Source organism: Nonomuraea jiangxiensis, from assembly GCF_900099965.1.
In the GTDB taxonomy this organism is placed as follows: Bacteria; Actinomycetota; Actinomycetes; order Streptosporangiales; family Streptosporangiaceae; genus Nonomuraea; species Nonomuraea jiangxiensis.
This window is the reverse complement of the sequence record NZ_FNDJ01000002.1, coordinates 270,596-289,821: the sequence shown is the minus strand read 5'-3', so window position 1 is coordinate 289,821 and position 19,226 is coordinate 270,596. Positions and strand designations below refer to the sequence as shown.

At 71.4% G+C, this 19,226-nt stretch carries 20 protein-coding genes and 1 riboswitch; of the genes, 6 read left to right on the top strand and 14 right to left on the bottom strand.

Going from position 1 to position 19,226, the window contains the following annotated elements:
• The first annotated feature begins 55 nt into the window (after positions 1–55).
• Both BLS95_RS04630 and BLS95_RS04625 read left to right on the top strand, forming a co-directional pair.
• A complete protein-coding gene (locus BLS95_RS04630; protein WP_245764829.1) occupies positions 56–502 on the top strand; it encodes a hypothetical protein in 447 nt (148 codons plus the stop codon).
• On the top strand, positions 499–894 hold the full coding sequence (locus BLS95_RS04625) for a hypothetical protein (RefSeq protein ID WP_090929596.1): 396 nt from the start codon (positions 499–501) through the stop codon (positions 892–894). The genes BLS95_RS04630 and BLS95_RS04625 overlap by 4 nt, the downstream gene beginning before the upstream one ends.
• Before the next feature lie 9 nt (positions 895–903).
• Here BLS95_RS04625 and BLS95_RS04620 read toward each other — a convergent pair whose 3' ends face one another.
• The 4 genes from BLS95_RS04620 to BLS95_RS04605 all read right to left on the bottom strand — a co-directional run bounded on the left by BLS95_RS04620 (position 904) and on the right by BLS95_RS04605 (position 5,647).
• Positions 904–2,394, bottom strand: a complete 1,491-nt coding sequence (locus BLS95_RS04620) for a carboxyl transferase domain-containing protein (RefSeq protein ID WP_090929595.1) — start codon at positions 2,392–2,394, stop codon at positions 904–906.
• Between the two features lie 74 nt (positions 2,395–2,468).
• Complete coding sequence (locus tag BLS95_RS04615; protein ID WP_090929594.1) at positions 2,469–3,626, bottom strand: CaiB/BaiF CoA transferase family protein; 1,158 nt, start codon at positions 3,624–3,626, stop codon at positions 2,469–2,471.
• A 163-nt stretch (positions 3,627–3,789) separates the two neighbouring features.
• Entirely contained in the window at positions 3,790–4,473 is a 684-nt protein-coding gene (locus BLS95_RS04610; protein ID WP_218135601.1) for a histidine phosphatase family protein, read from the bottom strand.
• Between the two features lie 43 nt (positions 4,474–4,516).
• Entirely contained in the window at positions 4,517–5,647 is a 1,131-nt protein-coding gene (locus BLS95_RS04605) for an agmatinase family protein (RefSeq protein ID WP_090929593.1), read from the bottom strand.
• 51 nt (positions 5,648–5,698) lie between these two features.
• Positions 5,699–5,801: riboswitch (guanidine-I (ykkC/yxkD leader) on the bottom strand.
• 121 nt (positions 5,802–5,922) lie between these two features.
• Here BLS95_RS04605 and BLS95_RS04600 point away from each other — a divergent pair.
• Positions 5,923–6,792 carry an NAD(P)-dependent oxidoreductase gene (locus BLS95_RS04600; RefSeq protein WP_090929592.1) on the top strand — a complete coding sequence of 290 codons (870 nt, stop codon included), beginning with the start codon at positions 5,923–5,925 and terminating at the stop codon, positions 6,790–6,792.
• 158 nt (positions 6,793–6,950) lie between these two features.
• Here BLS95_RS04600 and BLS95_RS04595 read toward each other — a convergent pair whose 3' ends face one another.
• The 3 genes from BLS95_RS04595 to BLS95_RS04585 are packed head-to-tail and all read right to left on the bottom strand — an operon-like array spanning position 6,951 to position 11,100.
• Positions 6,951–8,759: a hydantoinase B/oxoprolinase family protein gene (locus BLS95_RS04595; protein WP_090929591.1), complete on the bottom strand. Its 1,809-nt coding sequence runs from the start codon at positions 8,757–8,759 to the stop codon at positions 6,951–6,953.
• Positions 8,752–10,752: a hydantoinase/oxoprolinase family protein gene (locus BLS95_RS04590; protein ID WP_090929590.1), complete on the bottom strand. Its 2,001-nt coding sequence runs from the start codon at positions 10,750–10,752 to the stop codon at positions 8,752–8,754. Before BLS95_RS04590 ends, BLS95_RS04595 begins: the two co-directional genes overlap by 8 nt.
• Positions 10,753–10,758: 6 nt before the next feature.
• A complete protein-coding gene (locus BLS95_RS04585) occupies positions 10,759–11,100 on the bottom strand; it encodes a hypothetical protein (RefSeq protein ID WP_090929589.1) in 342 nt (113 codons plus the stop codon).
• Between the two features lie 154 nt (positions 11,101–11,254).
• Between BLS95_RS04585 and BLS95_RS04580 the strand changes: the two genes are divergently transcribed.
• Positions 11,255–11,905 (top strand): thymidine kinase, encoded by a 651-nt coding sequence (locus BLS95_RS04580; protein WP_245764828.1) that lies wholly within the window; start codon positions 11,255–11,257, stop codon positions 11,903–11,905.
• Positions 11,906–11,921: 16 nt separating this feature from the next.
• Here BLS95_RS04580 and BLS95_RS04575 read toward each other — a convergent pair whose 3' ends face one another.
• From BLS95_RS04575 to BLS95_RS04560, 4 genes are all read right to left on the bottom strand, one after another.
• Positions 11,922–12,326, bottom strand: coding sequence for a MarR family winged helix-turn-helix transcriptional regulator (locus BLS95_RS04575; protein WP_218135600.1), 405 nt, complete (start codon positions 12,324–12,326; stop codon positions 11,922–11,924).
• A gap of 20 nt (positions 12,327–12,346) precedes the next feature.
• Positions 12,347–13,015 carry a DsbA family oxidoreductase gene (locus BLS95_RS04570; protein ID WP_090929913.1) on the bottom strand — a complete coding sequence of 223 codons (669 nt, stop codon included), beginning with the start codon at positions 13,013–13,015 and terminating at the stop codon, positions 12,347–12,349.
• Between the two features lie 65 nt (positions 13,016–13,080).
• On the bottom strand, positions 13,081–13,977 hold the full coding sequence (locus BLS95_RS04565; protein ID WP_090929587.1) for a hypothetical protein: 897 nt from the start codon (positions 13,975–13,977) through the stop codon (positions 13,081–13,083).
• 166 nt (positions 13,978–14,143) lie between these two features.
• Positions 14,144–14,884, bottom strand: a complete 741-nt coding sequence (locus BLS95_RS04560; RefSeq protein WP_090929912.1) for an SRPBCC family protein — start codon at positions 14,882–14,884, stop codon at positions 14,144–14,146.
• A 163-nt stretch (positions 14,885–15,047) separates the two neighbouring features.
• Here BLS95_RS04560 and BLS95_RS04555 point away from each other — a divergent pair, with 163 nt between their 5' ends.
• Together BLS95_RS04555 and cydB are read left to right on the top strand one after the other, a co-directional pair.
• Complete coding sequence (locus tag BLS95_RS04555; RefSeq protein ID WP_090929586.1) at positions 15,048–16,391, top strand: cytochrome ubiquinol oxidase subunit I; 1,344 nt, start codon at positions 15,048–15,050, stop codon at positions 16,389–16,391.
• Between the two features lie 11 nt (positions 16,392–16,402).
• Entirely contained in the window at positions 16,403–17,287 is an 885-nt protein-coding gene (cydB, locus tag BLS95_RS04550; RefSeq protein ID WP_090929585.1) for a cytochrome d ubiquinol oxidase subunit II, read from the top strand.
• A gap of 8 nt (positions 17,288–17,295) precedes the next feature.
• Here cydB and BLS95_RS04545 read toward each other — a convergent pair whose 3' ends face one another.
• From BLS95_RS04545 to BLS95_RS04535, 3 genes are read right to left on the bottom strand one after another with little or no spacing between them, the layout of a single operon-like run.
• Positions 17,296–17,715 (bottom strand): hypothetical protein, encoded by a 420-nt coding sequence (locus BLS95_RS04545; RefSeq protein ID WP_090929584.1) that lies wholly within the window; start codon positions 17,713–17,715, stop codon positions 17,296–17,298.
• 32 nt (positions 17,716–17,747) lie between these two features.
• Positions 17,748–18,182 (bottom strand): hypothetical protein, encoded by a 435-nt coding sequence (locus tag BLS95_RS04540; protein ID WP_090929583.1) that lies wholly within the window; start codon positions 18,180–18,182, stop codon positions 17,748–17,750.
• 32 nt (positions 18,183–18,214) lie between these two features.
• A complete protein-coding gene (locus tag BLS95_RS04535) occupies positions 18,215–19,222 on the bottom strand; it encodes a leucine-rich repeat domain-containing protein (RefSeq protein ID WP_245764827.1) in 1,008 nt (335 codons plus the stop codon).
• Between the last annotated feature and the right edge of the window lie 4 nt (positions 19,223–19,226).

Below are 19,226 nucleotides of genomic sequence, written 5' to 3'. Positions count from 1 at the left end.
GCGGTGATCGTCATGGTGGTCCCATCACAGGGCCAACCGATCGTAAAGTAGAACGGTGAGCGGAACGCAGATGCAGAAGGTCGTCCCGCCGCGACTGCTCGTGCCCTACCTGTCAGGCAAGCGCACGGTCATCTCCGGCTACGTCTACCGGGTGCAGGACTGCGTCAGGCTGACCACACCCGAGTCGCTCTTCTACGGGCTCGACCTGGCCTTCGACGGCTCGGAGCTGTTCGCGGAGGTGCCCGAGATCTACCTCATGCGCTGGTATGCACGCGACGTCGACACCTACGCGGTGCCGTACGGGCCGCACATGGGGGGCGACTGGAGCGACGCGCCGCCGTTCGCCGGCAACGGGTTCACGACCTCGTCGGAGCATGTAGTGCCGCAGTTCCACACCGTTCCGATGCCGATCCCGGCCGGGGCGGAGATCGTCCACGTGAGCGACGAGGGTGAGCGGCCCTTCGCCGACTACGACGGGCTGACCTGGCGGCCCTGCGCATGAGCGACGAGATCGTGCCGGTCGCCTCCGGCTTCGTGGCCGGCTTCGGCGACCTTACTCTGCCTGCCGCGCTCGGCCCGGACAACGACCAGGTGGTGCTGTTCAGCGAGATGGAGCTGCCCGGCTTCGAGGCGGCCGCCGGCTACTGGCGGCGGGTGGTGCCGAGGTCGGAGGTGGAGTGGCTGGTGCTGATCCGCACGGTCGGGGCGTTCGGCGGCGAGCCGTGCATCGTGCTCGACGAGGACGACGACGGGCTGCACATCGCCTACACGGGGCACAGCGGGATGAAGGCGGAGGCGCTGGGCTACTGGATGGTGGACCACGGCGCCTACGAGGTCGTGGTGCCCCGCGAGGAGGTCTTCTCGATCCGGATCGAACGGATCCCGGTCCCCTAGCGGGCCGGGCTAGGGCGTGCCGAGGGCGCGGTAACGGGCCTGGCGGGCCGCGAACCGGTCGGCCGGGCTCACCTCCAGCAGCCTCGCGATCTCGTATTCGAGCGCCCGCCCCACCCGCTCGCAAAACTGGTGGGGCTCGTAGGCGGCGTCCGGCAGCTCGGGGATCACCCGGTCCACGATGCCGTCGTGGCGCAGGTCGGTGGCCCGGATGCGCTGCGCCTGGGCGATCTCGGGGGCGAAGTCGACCGACCGGTAGAGGATGGCGGAGGCGCCCTCCGGCGGCAGCGGCGACAACCACGCGTGCTGCGCGCACAGCACCCGGTCGGCGGGCAGCAGCGCCAGCGCCGCTCCTCCGGCGCCCTCGCCGAGCAGCAGGCAGACGGTCGGCGCGTCGAGCATGAGCAGCTCGGCCAGGCAGCGCGCGATCTCGGCGGCCAGCCCCTCCTCCTCGGCCGCCTTCGACAGGTCCGCTCCCGCCGTGTCGATCACCGTGACCAGCGGCAGGCCGAGCTCGGCGGCCAGCCGCATGCCGCGCCTGGCCACCCTCAGCCCGGCCGGGCCGAGCGGTGAGCCGGTCCGCTGCAACCGCCGGTCCTGGCCGAGCACGACCGCGGGCGCGGTGCCGAACCTGGCCAGCGCGAGCAGCAGCCCCGGGTCGTTGACGCCCTCGACGGTGCCGCTGAGCGGGGTCACGTCGGTGGCGGCGAGCTTGAGCAGCGTACGCACGCCCGGCCGGTCGTCGCGGCGCGAGCGGGTGATCGCCTCCCATGCCTCGACCGGTCGCAGGTCCTCCTCGGGCGGCCGGCCCGCCACGATGCCGGACCGGTCGGCGGCCAGGACGGACAGGGCCCTGACAGCGCTGTCCCGTACGTCCTCGGCCGGGACCACCGCGTCCAGCAGCCCCTTGCGGTGCAGGTTCTCCGAGACCTGCACGCCCTCCGGGAACGGATAGCCGTGCAGCGACTCGAACACCCGCGGCCCCAGGAACCCGATCAGCGCCCCCGGCTCGGCCAGCGTGACGTGCCCGAGCGACCCCCAGGACGCGAACACGCCGCCCGTCGTCGGGTGCCGCAGGTAGACCAGGTAGGGAAGGCCGACGGCGCGGTGCGCCTGGATCGCGGCGGTGATCTTCACCATCTGGACGAACGCCAGCGCGCCCTCCTGCATCCGCGTGCCGCCCGAGGCGGGGGCGGCCAGCAGCGGCAGCCGCTCGCGCGTGGCCCGCTCGACCGCGGTCACGAACCGCTCGGCCGCCGCCACCCCGATCGAGCCCGCCATGAACGAGAACTCGCACGCCACCATGGCCACCCTGCGCCCGCCCAGCAGCCCCTCGCCGGTGATGAGCGCCTCGTCATAGCCGGACTTGACGCGGGCCGCGGCCAGTTCGTCGGCGTAGGAGGAGCCTGGCGGCGCCGGGTCGGCGGGCGGCGCGTCCCACGATTTCCACGACCCCCTGTCGAGGACCGTTTCGATCAGTGTGCGCGCGTCCGGACGGCTCACTATCGCTCCCTAGATGTCGGCCGACGATGCAATGTTGACGCACGAGCCCCCCGCCCGGTGCCGTGAAATGCGGATCATCTCTCACGTTCTTCGAGCCAGCGCAGCACGGCGTCGTCGTGCTCGCCGAGCATGGGCGGCGCGGTGTGCTCGACCCCGGTCAGCCCGTCGAAGCGCAGCACCGGCCCCGGCAGCTCGATCGGGCCGAGCACCGGGTGGTCCACCGATACGACCAGGCCCTGCGACCGCGTCTGGTCCCAGGCGTAGACCTCGTCGATCGTCCTGATCGCCCCCGCGGGCACGCCCACCTCTGCCAGCTTCGCCAGCCAGTGGCCGCGGTCGTGGACGGACAGGGCCTTCTCCATGTCGGCGACGAGCTCGTCGCGGTGCTGGAACCGGTCCCGGTTGGTGGCGTATCTCGGGGTGTCGGGGTCGATGCCGAGGAGCGTGGCCACCTTGCGCCACTGGCCCTCGTTGGCGGCGGTGAGCTGGAGCATGCCGTCGGCGCAGCGGAAGGCCCCGTAGGGCGCGATGGAGGCGTGGTGGTTGCCGCTCGCGGCCGACACCTTGCCGCCGACCGTCCAGGCGGTGCCGTGGTAGGCGTGCACGCCGGTGATGGCGGCCAGCAGCGACGTGCGCACCACGCGGCCCTCGCCGGTCCGCTCGCGCTCGTAGAGGGCGGCGGCCACGCCGTAGGCGCCCTGGATGCCGGCCAGCAGGTCGGCGATGGAGGCCCCGACGCGGTAGGGCTCGTCGAGCGACGGCCCGGTCAGCGACATCAGGCCGCCCTCGCCCTGCGCGATCTGGTCGTAGCCCGGCCGGCCCCCCTCGGGGCCGTCGTGGCCGAACCCGGTGATCGACAGGACGACGAGGCGGGGGTTGAGCTCGTGCAGGCGTTCGACGGGGAAGCCGAGGCGGTCGAGCACGCCGGTGCGGAAGTTCTCCACCAGGACGTCGCTCTGGCGTACGAGGCGCTCGATGAGCTGCTTGCCCTCGGCGGACTTCAGGTCGACGCGGATGGACTGCTTGTTGCGGTTGGCGGCCAGGAAATAAGTGGAGATGTCATGATCCGGCCCGACGAACGGCGGCCCCCAGCCGCGCGATTCGTCACCCCCGTCGGGATGCTCCACCTTGATCACCCGAGCGCCCAGGTCACCGAGCAACTGCGCGGCGTGCGGCCCGGCCAGGGCCCTGGACAGGTCGAGCACGACGATGTCCTTGAGGGGTCCGAGCAAGATCCAACCTCCTACTTGCGTTCGGGGCGAAAGAACATTCTCTCAGTTGCCCACCCTTCGTCATCTACCCTGGGTCCCCATGATTTCGCCGGACGGGCGCGCCGGCCGGCCTCGGCCCGCCTGCCAGGGCGAATGATCGAATGCGCACGCCCCGCCGGGCGGGTCATCGGCCGCCGAGGTGCGACACGTCGTTGAAACGTACGAGCTCGAAACGGCCGCCACCGGTCCGCCACACGGACACCGACGCGTTCAGCACCGGCGCGAACTCCAGCACGGCCGCCAGCTCCGCGTCCGGGCTCCCCGCGATGACGTGGCGCAGCGCCAGCACCACCGAGTCGTGGGCGACGATCAGCACCCGCCGCCCGTCGGCCCGCTCGCCCAGGTCCGCCAGGAAGCGCCGGAGCCTGGCCGCGACGTCGGCCAGGGACTCGCCGCCGGGCGGGCGGAAGGCGTAGGCGCCCTCGGCCTCGCGCCGCGCCACCTCGGCGGGGAACCGCTCCTTGATAGCGGCCAGGTTGAGCCGGGCGAACACCCCCGCCTCCTGGTCCCTGAGCCGCCCGTCCACGGTGACCGGGAGCGCGGGGTCGATCCCCCAGGTCCGCTGCGCGTCCCGCCAGGTGTCGAAGGCGCGCCGGTAGGGCGAGCACCACACCAGCTCGGGCGCCTCGCCGGCGGGCAGGGCCGCGAGCAGCCGCCCGAGGGCCGCCGCCTGCGTCCTGCCCAGCTCCGTCAGCGTCACCTCGTCGTCGCCCTGCTCGTAGACCAGCGGCGTCGTGCCGGCCAGCCGGAAGGCGAGGTTCGCCGCGCTTTCTCCGTGTCGTACCGCGATGATCCGGGTCGGGCCCATGCCGCCCATCCTCACACGGGGGCCCGCGGATGTCCCCGGAGCGTCACTCCTTCCGCTGCTTGGGCAGGTGGCCGGAGCGGACCAGGCACCCGAGCGTGTCGCAGATGACGCGGGTGGCGATCAGGGAGGTGATGTCGGCGTTGTCGTACGGCGGGCTGCACTCGACCACCTCGATCCCGGCCAGCGGCGCGGCGTCGGCGATGAGCTGGATGAACTTGAGCACCTCGCGCGGCAGGAACCCGCCCGGCTCCGGCCATCCGGTGCCCGGCACGAACGCCGCGTCCAGGCAGTCCACGTCGAACGACAGCCACACGGCCTCCGCGTTCCGCCAGGCCACCTCCAGCGCCCGCTCGGCGGCGGCCTCGATGCCCATCTCGACGCAGTCGGTGACGGTCATGATCGTGGTGCCCCGCTCGCGCCCGACCTTGACGCCCGGCCGGGGCGCCTGCCAGCCGCCGATGCCGATCTGTACGAGGTTCTGTGGGGGTACGTTCGGGATGTCCGTGGCGTGGAACCACGGGGTGGTGTGCATGCGCTCGTCCAGGTCGGTCTCCTGGGTGTCCACGTGCCGGTCGAAGTGGATGATGCCCAGGTTGCCCGACAGGTGCTCGGCCACGCCGCGTACCGTCGGGTAGCCGATCGAGTGGTCGCCGCCGAGGACGACGGGGAAGGCGCCGCTCGCGTAGACGTGCGAGACGGCCTTGGAGATCTGGTCGAACGTCTTCTCGATGTTGCCCGGGATCGTGAACACGTCCCCGAGGTCGGCGATCGTGATCGACTCGCGCAGGTCCACGCCCAGCTCGAAGCTGTAGGGCCCGTACAGGGCGGAGATCCGGCGGATGCCCTGGGGGCCGAACCGGGTGCCCGAGCGGTAGGTGGTCCCGCCGTCGAACGGGGCGCCGAGCACGGCCACGTCGTAGGCGCCGCAGGTCCGCACGTCCTCGACGTACGGGGCCTTGAGGAAGGTGTTGATGCCCGCGAAGTGCGGCAGCTCGCCGCGCGAGAACGTCGGGATGCGCCGGTCCACGATGGAGTCGGCCCCCTGCAGGCCCAGCTCCAGCGCTCTGGCGACCTCGCGGTCCCAGGCGGTGGTGGGCAGTTCGGCCTCACGCTCGACGGCGAAGCGAGCCTCGGGTCCGTAGTCGTCGTGCGGTTGACGGGGGTGCCAGTGCATTCGAGCTCCGAATGGTCGGCCCGGCCGGGGAAGGCAGCCGGGCGAGGGCTGGCCTCCCGGGCTTTTGTCCCGCCGTGGAACGGCCCTCGCGGAGCCGCCTGCACCTCTCGGACCAGGCCCGGCGCCTGCCGGCGGAACCCTAGGTGCGCCCCACCGTCTCGGTGAGTCCTCCTCAGTCCACCCTCGCGGTGTTTCCGTCCAGTTAAGTCCTGGTTCCAGTACGCTTACCGCCCCCTGGGCGCGACGTGACGGACTCCGGTTCATAAGGTGATCTCATGAGTAGTGTCGCAGTCCTCGGAACGGGGCTCATGGGCGCTCCCATGGCCCGAAACCTGGCCCAGGCGGGGATGGAGGTCAGGGTCTGGAACCGTACGAAGGCGAAGGCCGAGCCGCTGTCGGCGGCGGGCGCGGTCGTCGCCGGATCCCCGGCCGACGCGGTCGAGGGCGCGGACGTGATCATCACGATGCTGACCGACGGGGACGCGGTGCACGCCGCGTTGTCCGCCGCCGCCCCCGCGCTGAAGGCGGGGCAGGTGTGGGCGCAGATGAGCACGGTCGGGGTGGCGGCCGTCGACCGGCTGTCGGCGCTGGCGGCCGAGCACGGGCTGACCTTCGTGGACGCCCCGGTCCAGGGCACCCGGCAACCGGCCGAGCAGGGCAAGCTCGTCATCCTGGCGGCGGGGGCCGAGTCCGCGCGGCAGGCCCTCGATCCGATCTTCGACGTGCTCGGCGCCCGTACGCTCTGGCTCGCCGGCGACGGGGCCACCGGCGCCGGGACCAAGCTCAAGATGGCCACGGTGAGCTGCGGCATCTCGATCACCGCCGTCGTGGCCGAGGCCCTCGCCCTGGCCCGCGGCCTCGGCCTCGACCCGGACCTGGTCCGCCAGGTGATCTCGGGCGGGCCGATGGACAGCCCGTACTTCCAGGCCAAGGCCCGGGCCATCCTGGAGAACGACTACGCGCCCAGCTTCACGGTGAGCAACGCGGAGAAGGACACGCGACTGATCGCCGAGGCCGCGGAGACCGCCGGTGTCCGCCTGGACGTCGTGGCGGCGGCAGGCGACCGCTTCCGCCGCGCCGAGTCCCAGGGACACGGCGACCAGGACATGGCCGCCACCTATTTCGCCAGCTTCGACAAGAGCTGAACCCGTACGCACGCGGGCACGCTGTAAACGCCGCCTCCTACGGGGGGGGAATGGAAGTGAGCCCGGGTGGACCGCCGGACGACGGAAGCCCGGGCTTTGCGTTGTCAGCGCATCGCCGCTGAAGCTCGCGCGCTCAGGGCGCGTCCTTCATGACGTCCTTATAGTTCGTCCACCTCGGCGAAGGGGCGGCCGGCCGACAGTTTGGCGTAGCCCGGGCCTCGGTCGAAGAAGCGGTCGGTCGGGGGGCGGAGGCGGGCTCGGAGTTCGGCGGTGGCCCGCTCGTCGATGCGGTCGCCGTCCAGGACCACTCCATAGTCGCCGAGGGCGCCCGCGATCGACACCTTCCCGTCCCGTACGTCGGCCGCCACCGCACGAGGGTCGCGGTCGTAGGGTGAGCCCCATCCGCCGCCGCCGGTCGTACGGATCCTGATCAGGTCCCCGGCCTGCACCGGGTGGTCGTCCACCAGGCCCTCCATCTCCTTGCCCGCGATCTCCACCCGGAACGGGCGCCCCGCGAGCCCGCCGTTGACGCCCCAGCAGGAGAGGATCGAGCGGTCGGCGATGGACATGTACGAGGCGTCCCTGAGCATCCTGATGTGCTTGTCGTAGCCCAGCCCGCCGCGGTACATCCCGGGCCCGCCCGAGTCGCAGGCCAGCGCCAGCCGCTCCACCCGGAACGGCCAGCGCGACTCGGCGAACTCCACCGGGATGTTGCGCGAGTCGGGCACCACGTGGATGGTGTCCTCGCCGTCGGCGTACCAGCGCCCGCCCGAGCCGCCGCCGAGGACCTCGCGCATCAGGTACGGGGTCCCCTCCGCGTCAGTGCCGTAGACGCCGGTGTAGCGGATGGTCTCCTGGTCAGCGGGCATGCGGCCGCCGGTGGCCTTGGCCAGGACGCCGGCCAGGACGCCGAGAAGGCGCAGGATGACGAAGGTGCGGGCGTTGGTGGGCGCGGGAAAGACCGGGGTCAGCAATGTGCCTTTTTCCGGAAAAATCATCTTAATGAGGGGCACGACGCCCTCGTTGACCTCCAGCTCCGCCATCCGCTCCGGCGTGTCGGCCAGGTTGCGCAGCACCGGGGCCAGCCACTTCTTCAGGAACACCCCGTCCGCGTAGTCGCCCGCGTGGTTGATCGGCCCCTTGGCCTGCGGCGACGTACCGGTGAAGTCGATCGTGAGCGGGGACTCCGCCGCCTGGTCGACGGTGAGCGTGATGCGCTGGGCGTGCAGCCGGGGCTCGTCCACGCCGTCGTGCTCGGCGTAGTCCTCCCACACGTACGTCCCCTCGGGGATCTTCGCCAGCAACTCCCTGCGGAACGTCTCGGTGGTCTTGGCGATGATCGCGTCGAAGCACTCCTCGACGGCCTGCCTGCCGTACCGGTCGAACAGCTCCCCCAGCCGCCGCGCCCCCATCAGGCACGCGGAGCACTCGGCGTCCAGGTCGCCGGCGAGCGAGTCCGGCATGCGCGAGTTGCGGGTCATGATGCGCAGCGCGGCCTCGTTGGGCACGCCCTGGTCCCACAGCTTGATCGGCGGCACCATCAGGCCCTCTTCGTAGACCGAGCGGGCGTGCGAGGGCATGGAGCCGGGTACGGCCCCGCCGATGTCGTCGTGGTGGCCGAAGGCCTGCACGAACGCCACCACCTCATCCTCGTGGAAGACCGGCACGGTGACGCAGAGGTCCGGCAGGTGCCCGATGCCGCCCTCGGAGAGGTAGACGTCGTTGTGGAAGTACACGTCGCCGGGCCGCATGGTCTCGATCGGGAAGTCGCGCACCACCGGCTGGACGAGCGCGCTGTAGGAGCGGCCGGTCAGCTTGCGCAGCCGTGCGTCGTGGATGCCCGCGCGGAAGTCGTGCGCGTCGCGGATCATCGGCGAGCGGGCCGTGCGCGCGATGGCGGTCTCGACCTCCTTCTCGACGGAGGCCAGCGTGCCTTCGACGATCTCGACGAGGATGGGGTCAATCACGCCTTATCTCCACATTTCCGTATTCGTCGACTTTCGCGGTGAAACCGGGGTGCACCGGGATCGTGGAGCCGTACTCCTCGATCACCGCCGGCCCGCTCACCACGGCGCCGGGGCCGAGTGCGGCACGCTGGTGGATCGGCGTGTCGCGGGTCTCGTCGAAGTGCACGCTCCGGACCGACGTGGCCCCCTCGCCGGGCTTCTCTAGGCGGCGGATGGCCGGCCGGTTGATCGGCCCGACGCCGGACACGCGCAGGTTGACCCATTCGACGCCGTGCCGGGGGTCGTCCCGGTAGGCGTACCCGTACAGCTTCTCGTGGGCCTGGTGGAAGCGCTCGACCACGGTGGCCTTCCAGTCCTCGTCGATCTCGCCGGCCGGGGCGGTGACGCGGACCTCGTACGCCTGGCCGTTGTAGCGCAGGTCGGCGCTGCGCAGGTAGACCGGGTCGTCGAAGCCCTCCCGGTCCAGCGCCTCGCCCGCCTGATGCTCCAGGTCGTGGAAGATCTCGGCGGCCCTGCCCAGGGAGAGGTCGCGGGTGACGTACGTACGGACGTAGTCGTTCTTGACGTCCACCGTGAGCAGCCCGAACGCCGAGACGTTGCCCGGGTCGCGCGGCACGACGACGGCCGGCAGGCCGAGGATGTCGATCAGCCGGCACGCCAGCAGCGGCCCCGACCCGCCGAACGTCACCAGCGGGAAGTCCCGCACGTCCAGCCCGCGCTTGACGGTGAGCTGCCTGATCGCGTTGCTCTGGTTGAACGCGCTGATCTCCAGGATGCCGGTCGCCGTGCGCTCGGGCGTGAGGCCGAGCTTGTCCGCCAGCGCCTGGATGCCGCCGCGGGCGGCGTCGGCGTCCAGCCGGATCTCCCCGCCGAGCAGGTGCGGCGGGATCCGGCCGAGGAACACGTGCGCGTCCGTCACCGTCACCTCGGTCCCGCCCCTGCCGTAGCAGAGCGGGCCGGGGTCGGCCCCGGCGGACCTGGGCCCCACCTTGAGCGTGCCCTCCGGGGAGATCCACGCGATCGAGCCGCCGCCCGCGCCCACGGTGATGATGTCGATCATCGGGATCTTGCACGGGTAGCGGCCGACGGCCCCCTCCGTGGTGACCGAGGGCTCGCCGTCGACCACCACGGCCACGTCGGTCGAGGTGCCGCCGCCGTCCAGCGTGATCACCGACTCGTGCCCCGCCGTGGAGGCGATGAGCGCCGCGCCGAGCGCCCCGGCCGCCGGGCCCGACAGGACGGTGGTGATCGGCTGGTTGACGACCTCGCGGGCGGACAGGACGCCGCCGTTCGACTTCATCACGGAGAACGGCATGCCGAGCCGGTTGGACAGGCTCGCGATGTAGCCGCGCATGGCCGGCTTGACGGCGGCGTCGACCAGGGTGGTGACCGAGCGCTCGTACTCGCGGTATTCGCGCAGGACGTCGCTCGACAGCGAGATCACCGCCTCCGGGTGCTCGCGCCAGAGGATCTCACGCATGCGGCGCTCGTGCTCAGGGTTGGCGTAGGAGTGCAGGAAGCAGACCCCGATCGCGGTGACGCCCTTGCTCTTGAACCAGCGGGCGACCTCGGCGGCCTGCTCGTCCGAGAACGGCCACACCTCCGCGCCCGTGTGGTCGAGCCGCCCGCCGACGGTCTTGACCAGGTGCACGGGGACGATCCTGGGCGGTTTCACCCAGAAGTAGGAGTTGCCGTACCCGTCGGGCACGCTCTGCCTGGCGATCTCCAGGACGAACTCGAATCCCTCGGTCGTGATGAAGCCGAGGTTCTCGATCCGGTCTTCCAGCAGCTGGTTCGTGGCCACCGTGGTGCCGTGGACGATCGAGCTCACGTCGAGCCCGCCCAGCTTCTCGATGCCCGCGACGAACCCGTCCGCCGGGTTCGCAGGGGTCGAGGGGGTCTTGGTGGTGAGGATCTCACCGGTCTCTTCGTCCACCGCCACGACGTCGGTGAACGTGCCTCCGGTGTCCACACCGATACGGACGCTACGCATGACTCCTCAGCTTCGGCGACGGCCGAGCACTTCGTCGATGACTCGGGGCGCGTTCTCAGTGCCGACGTAGGCCGCCAGCCGTACCACCATCTCCTGGGCCCTGGCCAGCTCGGCCTCGACCCTGGCCTTCCCCGACTGCCCGGCCTGCACGCCGAAGTAGGCCCCGATGATGGTGCCGATCACGCCGGCCACTCCCGCGAACAGCGCGGCGAGCTCCCCGGTGGCGAACACGGCCGCGCCGAAGGCGATCAGCGTCGCGACGATGCCCGTCACCACGACCAGGAAGCCGTACCGCCAGCGGGTGGCCTCGGCCTGGGCGGCCGTGAGGTCGTCCTGCGTCATCATCATGTCGAGCGCGGATGGCGGGGACGGCGGCGGGGACGGCGGTGGGAACGGCGGCGGGGATGGCGGTTTGTCGGTGACCACAGATTCCTCCTGAAACTCCAGGGGAGAAATGTCCCACGAGGTCATGGAACAAGCCAAGCCGCTAAGCTGGCATCCCGTGACCCATTCGTCTGCCTTGTCGCCGGTGCCCTCTGGATCCAGGGATGCCGTACTGAAGTTCTACTTCGGCCCCATGGACTGCGGGAAGTCCACGCTGGCGCTCCAGATGAACTACAACCACCGGCGTCAGGGACGGCGCGGACTGCTGCTCACCAAGCACGATCGCTCGGGCGGCCCCAAGATCACCAGCCGGATCGGGCTCGGGCTGGAGGCCATCGAGGTGGACGACGGGCTGGATCTCGTACGGCTGGTGACGGCCTACGACCGCATCGACTACCTGATCTGCGACGAAGCCTGCTTCTACTCCGTGGAGCAGATCGAGCAGCTCGCCGACCTGGTGGACGAGCACGGGGTGGACGTGTTCGCGTTCGGACTGGCCTCCGACTTCAGGTCGGTGATGTTCCCGGCGGCGCAGCGGCTGTTCGAACTGGCCGACGAGGTGTCCCGGCTGCAGGTCGAGGTGCTGTGCTGGTGCGGGCGGCCGGGGCAGCTCAACGCCAGGGTGGTGGGCGGGGCGCTGGTCCGCGCCGGTGAGCGGGTCGTCATCGGCGACACCGACGCCTCACCCGTGCGCTATCAGGTCCTCTGCCGCCGCCACCACCGCTCCGGCGAGCTCGGCGAGGGCACGGGCGACCCCTCCCCGGAGTAGACGCCCGCCCGCGCCCTCACACCACGCGCTCCAGAAGCTCCCTGAGGCGCCGCGCGTCACCCTCCGGCAACGAGGACAGGAAGGCCCGCTCGGCCTCGTCCACGACCCGCGTGGCCCCTTCCAGGGTGTCCCGGCCGCGTTCGGTCAGCTCGACCACGTTTTTACGCCGGTCGTCGGGGTGCGGGCGGCGCGCCACCAGCCGCTTGCCTTCGAGCGCGTCGAGCAGGGCCACCATCGTCGTCCGGTCGATCCCCAGCCGCTGGGCCACCGCCAGCTGCGACAGCGGCCCGGGCCCGCCCAGCACCGTCAGCACCGCGAACTCGCGCCCGTCGATCCCGTACGGCTCCAGCGCCGGCCCCGTCAGCCCCGCGAGGCGCAGGTTGGCGTGCTTGAGCAGGTAACCAAGGCGACGACTCGACACGTCACGATTCTCCCACCCGTTCAGACGGCGCAGTATCCGTCGTCACACCCGTCGACGGGAGCGGCGAGCTGAGTGATCGGCGTCTGCCCGGTGCGCTCCGCCACCTCGTCGATGGCCGCCGCGAACGTGTCCTCCGGCTGGGCCCCGGACACCGCGTACTTGCCCTCGAACAGGAACAGCGGCACCCCGCTGATCCCGAGCGCCCGGGCCCGGCCGAGCTGCTCGCGCACCTCCTCGGCCCCCTGGCCGCCGTCCTCGACGCCGACCTCCCCGGCGAGCCCGCGCAGGACGCCGGCGTCGCCCACGTCGAGCCCGTCGCTGAAGTGGGCCCTGAACAGCCGCTCGGCCATCTCCTGGCCGTGGCCCTGCCGTCCGGCGACCTCGATCAGCCGGTGCGCCTCGAACGTGTTGGCGCTCAGGGCCCTGTCGTAGTGCATCTCCAGGCCCTCGTCGGTGGCGGTGTCGATGACCCGCCGCGTCATCTGGCGGGCGTTCTGGCCGAACTTCCGCTCCAGGGCCGGGATCACCGGCTCCCCCTGCTGAGGGGCGTCGGGGTCGAGCTGGAACGGCCGCATCGTCACGTCGATGACACCGCCCTTGGCCCGGAACCGCTCGGCCGCCCGGCCGAACCTGACGTGCCCGATATAGCACCAGGGGCACACGACATCAGAGAAAATCTCCACCTTCACGGTCAGGCACAACCACCCGCGGCCGAACCTGATTCCGCTCCCGGGGCGCGAACCCGCCCGCGCCGCTATCCGGCGGCGAGCTCCTCCAGCCGGTCAGGGAGGTAGCCGGAGTCGTCCACCAGGGCGGAGGCTCCGCGCCACCACCCGAACCACTCCCCGCTCCGCCACATCCAGTCCACCCGTTCGATGGCGGCCACGACGTCGCCCACGGTCTCCCACCGCTCACCGAGCTGCTCCAGCGTGGCACCGTGCCGCATCGCCCACGCCCGCAGGACGTCGCCGGCGGCGGACGGAACCTGCCGCGCGTAGGGATCGGGGTCCTCCCCTGGCAGCCGGTGCGGCCCCAGCCCGGCCGCCACCCCCCAGCTCCACAGGGCCTCGGCGGGGCGCGAGTAGCGCAAGGAGTGGAAGTCGAGGTTGGACCCGAGGTCCTCGTCGGGCCGCCGGGTGACGACGGCGTCGAGCCGACCGCCGGCGTCGAAGTGCACCACGAGCCGCTGCCCCGGCTTCACCCCCGCGGGCAGGTCGAACCGGTCCTCGGCCTGCCAGGAGTTGAGATCGACCTGGGCGACCGGCTGTCCCCACATCTGGTCGGCGGCGTCGTCGGAGACCCAGGCGGCCAGCATCTCCAGCGCCGTGAGATCCGTCCACGGCTCGATGGCGACGGCCGTGCGCAGGACCTCGTCGGGCGGCGGCAACTTGCCGCCCCTGGAACGGGTCCACCACTCGGCGCCGAGCTCGCGGGTCCCGACCAGCAGGGCCGCGATGGCGGCCAGTTCGGCCGACCGCCTGGTGAGCGAGGCCCCCAGCGCGAGCCCGAGACTGCGGTCGGTCCGCTCGTCCCCGAGCACCGGGCGCGCGCCACCGATCAGCGCCTCGGAGGTCGGCCGCTCCTCACCGAGCAGGTTGCGTACGACTCGCCTGGCTTCGGTCCGGGCGTCTTCAGCGTGTGCCTGCCGCATACCGCCACGCTACGCCGGGAGATCCTTTTCCGCGAGGGCCCCGACCGGCTCCCAGAATCGCGTCCATCACCCGATATGCGCCGCTCAGGCCGCCTTGACATCACCCACGCCACAAGCGACACACGAGGTGCCACGGCCCGGGCGCGGTTCGGGGGGTGGCGCGGTGTCAGGAGCGCGGGCGGCGGGTGCCGCGCCCGAGGAGCCAGCCCACCGCGACCCCGGCGAGCGCGATCCCCGCTCCCATGCCGAACGACGCCAGCATCACCCACGGCCGCGCCTCGGTGTGCCGCCTGGGAGGACGCTCGTAGACGGCGCCCCGGCCCACCGCGCCCGCGCCCGCCGCGAACCCCTCGGGCGCCGGCACGGCCTGCCGGCGGCCCGCCTCCACGATCCCGGCGCCGTCTCCGCCGGCGATGGCCATCCCCGGATACCCGGCGCCGGCGGTGGCCATGGCGAGCTGCTCGGCGCCGGCCGTCCGCAGGCATTCCTCGACGGCGGTGAAGAACTCGGCCGCCGTCCGCTTGGCCACCGAGGCCAGCATGCGCTGCCCGACCCCGCCGATCATCCCGCCGATCACCGCCTCGGCGTCGTAGTCCACCCGGGTGCCGCCGTCGGTCTCGCTCAGCCGTACCAGGACGGTGGCGTCCACCGTCCCCGGCGCGCCCTGCCCGCGTGCCTTGAGCGTGAAGCTCTCCGGGGCCAGCGGGTCGGCCAGCGCGACCTCCCCCTGATAGACGCCCTTGACGGACGCCACCCCCGCGGTGACGGTCATCCGGTACGTGTCAGGCCCCGCCTCCTCCAGCCGCTCGCAGCCCGGAATGCTGCGGACGAGCACCGCCGGGTCCTGGAGCGCCGCCCACACCCGATCCCTCTGAACGCCGATCACGGCACTGCCGGCCACTTTCATGGTCGTCACTCTAGGCATCCCCGCCCGTCCGGATAAGGGCAACACCTGCCAGAACCGGGATGTGACGAAGGTCGCAGCGCATTGCTCTACAGCTTGTAGTACTACTGCAAGTAGATGTACTACAACGTGTAGAGCAAAGCTCGAAGGAGTGGGACGGGAAGAGATGGACGCACTGGACCTGGCACGGTGGCAGTTCGGGGTCACCACCGTCTACCACTTCCTGTTCGTGCCCCTGACCATCGGTCTGGGAATCTTCGTGGCGGGCCTCCAGACGGCCTGGCACCGCACGGGGAAAGAGCACTACCTGAAGCTCACGAAGTTCTTCGGGAAGCTGTTCCTGATCAACTTCGCCATGGGCGTGGTCACCGGCATCGTGCAGGAGTTCCAGTTCGGGATGAACTGGAGTGAATACTCCACCTTCGTCGGCGACGTCTTCGGCGCGCCGCTGGCGATGGAGGCGTTGCTGGCCTTCTTCATGGAGTCCACGTTCCTGGGACTGTGGATCTTCGGCTGGGAGCGGCTGCCGAAGCGGGTGCACCTGGCGTGCATCTGGGCGGCCGCCATCGGGTCCAATTTGTCGGCCTACTTCATCCTCGCGGCCAACGCCTGGATGAAGCACCCGGTCGGCTACGAGGTGGTCGACGGCAAGGCCAGGATGACCGATCTGTGGGCCGTACTCACCAACTCGACGGCGCTCGCCCAGGTCCCGCACGTGATCGGGGCGGCGTTCATCGTGGCGGGCGGCTTCGTGCTGGCGGTGTGCGGCTACTGGATGATCAGGACGCGCGCGCCCATGTGGCGCAGCGCCGCCCGGGCCGCACTGGTCATGACGGCCATCGCGGGGGTCGTCGTCGCGGGCACCGGTGACACCTCCGCCCGGCTGATGTACGAGCAGCAGCCCATGAAGCTGGCCGCCGCCGAGGGGCTGGAACACGACACCGCGAGCGCCCCGTTCTCCGTGGCCCCCGGCATCGAGATCCCCGGCGTGCTCAGCTTCCTGTCCACCCACGACCCCAAGGCCGTCGTCCAGGGCACCGAGGACCTGCAAAAGCGCTTCGAGCAGCAGTTCGGTCCCGGCGACTACCGGCCGAACCAGACCGTGGTGTTCTGGTCGTTCCGGGTGATGATCGGGTTCGGGATGGCCACGGTGGGCCTGTCGCTCCTCGGGCTCTGGCTGACCAGGCGCCGGCGGCCGTTCCCGGTGCCGCTGTCGCGGGCGCTGCTGCTCGCGCTGCCGCTCCCCCTGGTCGCGGTGATCGCGGGCTGGCTGCTGAGCGAGATCGGCCGCCAGCCGTGGACGGTCGCGGGCGAACTGCTCACGGCCTCCAGCGTGTCGCCCGGCGTGAGCCTGGCCGAGGTGGCCACCTCGCTGACGATCTTCACGCTCCTGTACGGCGGTCTCGCGGTGGCCGAGGCCGTACTGCTGGCCAGGCACGTCCGCAAGGGCGCCGAGGAGCCGGACCCCGCTCCCGCGCCCGAGCGGCTCGAACCGTCGCTGATGTACTGAAGGGCACGACCGTGATCGATCTGTGGTTCGTCATCATCGCCTTCCTCTGGACCGGCTACTTCGTGCTGGAGGGCTTCGACTTCGGCGTCGGGATGCTGGGGCCGCTGGTGAGCCGGGATCCGGCCGAGCGGCGGCAGAGCCTGGAGACCATCGGGCCGGTGTGGGACGGCAACGAGGTGTGGCTGATCACCGCGGTGGGCGCCATGTTCGCCGCCTTCCCGGCCTGGTACGCGGGGGTGTTCAGCACGTTCTACCTGCCGGTGGTGCTCGTCCTGGTGGGGTTGATCGTGCGCGGCGTCGGCCTGGAGTGGCGCGGCAAGGTCGCCGATCCGCGCTGGTGCGACCTCGGCATCGTGGCGGGCAGCGCGCTGCCGGCGTTCCTGTGGGGCGCGATCTTCGCGGACCTGGTCTTCGACGGCCTCCCTGCGGCGTTGCTCGGCGGCGCGTTCACGCTGGCGGTGTGCGCGCTGCACGGCGCCGTCTTCCTGGCGCTCAGGACCACCGGCCCGGTACGCCGCCGCGCCCGCCGCGCGGCCCTGGCCGCCGGGGCCGTGGTCATCCCGGTGGCGGTGTTCGCCCTGTCCGGCCTGGGCACCTTCCCCGCGCTGGCCTCCATGGCGGCGCTGGCCGCGGCCACGGCGCTGACCTGGCGGCGCAGGGAGGGCTGGGCGTTCGCGGCCACGGCGGGCGCCATCGTGCTGGCCTCGCTGGCGGTGTTCATGGAGCTGCGGCGGCAGCCGCTGCCGGGGCTCACGCTCGCCGAGGCCGCCTCCGGCGCGTACACGCTGACGGTGTTGAGCTGGATCGGCCTGATCACGCTGCCGTTCGTCCTGGTGTACCAGGGGTGGACGTACTGGGTGTTCCGCAAGCGGGTCCAGTCGGCCCCTGTCGCGTAACGGGCGCGCTAGTCGACCGTGCGCATCTGCTTGGTCCGGTGGTCCGTCAGGTGCAGGTCGCCGCCGAGCCGCTCCTTCAGCAGGTCGAGCACCTGCCTGCTGGACAGGACCGTCCAGAGCGTGCCGACCAGGTGCGGGTTGTACTCGGGGGCGGCGTCCATCCAGGCGTCCTTGCCGGCCTGGGTCGTGAAGGTGCTGACGAAGAACTCGCCGTCCGGGGTCTTGCAGTACCCCGTACGGATGTCCGCGGCGTCCACCTGCATCTTCGGCTCGCAGCCGACCTTGGCGGAGAGTTGCTCGACGGTGAGAGGGGCGGCGTTCTGCCGGCCGTTGCCTGCTGCGACGTAGCCGCCCCCGCTTCCGGAGGAGCAGGCGGCGACCAGCCCGGCCAGCAGCGCGAAAGCGGCCAGACGTGGAAATGTCGTCATGTGCGGAGTTACGCAGACTGGCCCGCCCGGGTTCACCCCTGCGGCGTCGGGGTTCCCGAGACCCGGTGATCCGTGAGGTGGAGGTCGCCGTTGAGCGGCTCCTGCAGCGCCTTGAGCACGTTGAGCGGGCCCAGGACGGTCCAGCGGAAGCCGACCAGGTGCGGGTTGTACTCGGGCGCCTCGTTCATCCACGCGTCCTTCAGCGCCTCGCTGGCGAAGGTGTTGACGAAGAACTCGCCGTCCGAGGTCTTGCAGTACCCCGTACGCAGGTCACTGCCCTCGACCTGCATCTTCGGCTTGCAGCGGACCTTGGCGGAGAGCTGCTCGACGGTCAGCGGCGTCGTGACTTCCTTGTCCTTGGCTCCTGCGGCATAGTCGCTCCAGCCCGCCGACGACGAACAGGACGAACAGGCGGCGACCAGCCCGGCCAGCAGCGCGACAGCGGCCAGACGTGGATAAGTCCTCATGTGCGTGGGTACGCAGCCCCAAGCCTCCGGGTTCAGCGCAAAATGACGCAGCCGCGCTCGCGCAACCCCTGCAGCACCTCCGGCTCGCCGTCGAGCTTGTTCCACCGCAGGTCGAGCTTGTCCAGGGCGGGCAGCCGCGCGGGCAGCGTGCGCAGCCGGTTGTTGCGCAGGTCGAGCTGGGTGAGCCGGGGCGGCAGGGTCTCGGGCAGCTCCGTCAGCAGGTTGTCACGCAGGTCGAGCACCCGCAGCTCGCCGAGTTCGGCGATGGCCGCGGGCAACCGGGTCAGCCGGTTGCCCCGCAGGTGCAGCTCCCGCAACCGCCGCAACCCACCCACCGTGCCGGGCAGCTCCGTCAGCCGGTTGCCGTAGAGTCGCAGCTCCACGAGCGCGGTCATGGCGCCGAGGGAGTCGGGCAGCCGGGTGAGCCGGTTGTCCGTCAGATTGAGGTAGGTCAGCCGGTCCAGCCGCCCCAGCGCCGCCGGCACCTCGGTGAGCAGGTTGTCGCTCAGGTAGAGGTAGTCGGTGAGGTGGAGGTCGCCGAGCTCGGCGGGAACGCCGGCGAGCCGGTTGTGCCCCAGGTCGAGCATCCGCAGCCGGGTGAGCCCGCCGACGGCCGCGGGGATCTCGGTGAGCGCGTTTTCGGCCAGGTTGAGCGACTCCAGGCCGGTCAGCGCCCACCATGGGCCGGGCACGTGGGTCAGGCCGTTGGCGCCGACCGACAGGTGACGCAGGCTCGGGCCCGGCCGGTCGGGCAGCGAACCGACGCGGTTGCCGTACAAGGAGAGCGTCTCCAGGCCCGGCGGGCAGCGCGGGAAGTCCGTCAGCTCGTTGCCGTCGAGGTGCAGCGCGCGCAGGGCGGTCAACCCCGACAGGTCGGGCAGCGAGCGCAGCCGGTTGCCGTCGAGCCGGAGCTCCTCCAGCGACCCCAGCCCGGCCACCCGGGCCGGAACCTCGGTGAGATCGTTCCAGGACAGGTCGACCAGCCGGACGTCGTCGGGGAGGGCGGGGAAGGAGGCCAGACCGGAGGCGGGCGCGCGCACGGCA

What these genes read in the sequence shown, in the direction of transcription:
- BLS95_RS04625 (WP_090929596.1), top strand. Translation starts at nt 499, where the DNA reads ATGAGCGACGAGATCGTGCCGGTCGCCTCCGGCTTCGTGGCCGGCTTC.
- BLS95_RS04610 (WP_218135601.1), bottom strand. Translation starts at nt 4,473, where the DNA reads ATGGGCCCGACCCGGATCATCGCGGTACGACACGGAGAAAGCGCGGCG.
- BLS95_RS04605 (WP_090929593.1), bottom strand. Translation starts at nt 5,647, where the DNA reads ATGCACTGGCACCCCCGTCAACCGCACGACGACTACGGACCCGAGGCT.
- BLS95_RS04600 (WP_090929592.1), top strand. Translation starts at nt 5,923, where the DNA reads ATGAGTAGTGTCGCAGTCCTCGGAACGGGGCTCATGGGCGCTCCCATG.
- BLS95_RS04590 (WP_090929590.1), bottom strand. Translation starts at nt 10,752, where the DNA reads ATGCGTAGCGTCCGTATCGGTGTGGACACCGGAGGCACGTTCACCGAC.
- BLS95_RS04585 (WP_090929589.1), bottom strand. Translation starts at nt 11,100, where the DNA reads ATGATGATGACGCAGGACGACCTCACGGCCGCCCAGGCCGAGGCCACC.
- BLS95_RS04565 (WP_090929587.1), bottom strand. Translation starts at nt 13,977, where the DNA reads ATGCGGCAGGCACACGCTGAAGACGCCCGGACCGAAGCCAGGCGAGTC.
- BLS95_RS04560 (WP_090929912.1), bottom strand. Translation starts at nt 14,884, where the DNA reads ATGAAAGTGGCCGGCAGTGCCGTGATCGGCGTTCAGAGGGATCGGGTG.
- BLS95_RS04555 (WP_090929586.1), top strand. Translation starts at nt 15,048, where the DNA reads ATGGACGCACTGGACCTGGCACGGTGGCAGTTCGGGGTCACCACCGTC.
- BLS95_RS04545 (WP_090929584.1), bottom strand. Translation starts at nt 17,715, where the DNA reads ATGACGACATTTCCACGTCTGGCCGCTTTCGCGCTGCTGGCCGGGCTG.
- BLS95_RS04540 (WP_090929583.1), bottom strand. Translation starts at nt 18,182, where the DNA reads ATGAGGACTTATCCACGTCTGGCCGCTGTCGCGCTGCTGGCCGGGCTG.